The organism is Oleiphilus sp. HI0117 (assembly GCF_001635235.1).
The window spans coordinates 1-917 of record NZ_LWGA01000246.1 but is presented as its reverse complement, the minus strand read 5'-3'; the positions used below and the strand labels follow the sequence as shown (position 1 = coordinate 917).

Sequence of the window (917 nt, the reverse complement as noted above, 5' to 3'; positions counted from 1 at the left end):
TCGAAGCGGACCCTTATACTTTGCACCTCCACAATTTGAACAATGTCTATGACGAGATCTATCTTGGCGCAGTGCAGAGCAGTCTGGATGCCCTTAAAGCCTTAATGCCAACGCAGGATATTGAACTGGCCATCTCACGCACAAGCACAAACACAAACACAAACTATCGCTCGACTTCTTACGATGGCCCAAGCGATATGGATCTGCACGTAGTCTATGACGACCCAGCCCATACTCTGCTGGGCTTGTCTGTTAAACCAGAAAAAGAAAACAATCGTATTGCCTCGTACATAACCCTGGACAATGATACGAGCCTCTATGTTCGCCCCAGGATTTTTGATCTGGTGTCCGGTGGGGAATGGTATAGTGCCGACTTACCCGTAGGCATTATTAGTAAAGCTTTTGATGAACACTTGCTCGATCCGCAGCAAGGATTCTGGGGTGCCTATCAATCTAATGAACAATCCTTCGAAGTTGAGCATCGCGATGTGGTGGTAGATTTTGTCACCGCAGGAATTACAGGCATCGAGTTCGATGGCTACACCGAAAGTACCACCTTTGCACTTCAACTAAGAACGATATATTCGAAGGTACTCCTTCCAAGCATCAATACGGTGTTTAGCGTTAAGGACGTTGCTATCCAACCTGTTTTTGGCGTGCTCTATAATTCTGGCTTGTTTGATAAAGCCGCGCCCGCCCTATATCAATGGGAGCTTCTTGAAGCCTTAGGCATCGTCTTAGACGAAATGACATCGGGGCTGAATCCTACAAACCCTATTGCGGGATCTTGGCCAAACCCCGTCATAAATGAAATTCTTAGCTTAACAGCTAACGCAGCATTACAAGTTAATTCAGAACAGTTTGCGAAAATGGGGCTCACACTGATATCGCTCAAGGCAACCATTGCCATTTGGGCT

The 917-nt window shown here is 46.5% G+C and carries 1 protein-coding gene; it reads left to right on the top strand.

All coding sequences use genetic code 11. From position 1 onward, the window contains the following. Positions 1-20: 20 nt before the first annotated feature. Positions 21-917, top strand: an 897-nt coding sequence (locus A3757_RS03085; protein ID WP_156506141.1) for a hypothetical protein, incomplete at its 3' end; no start/stop codon positions are given.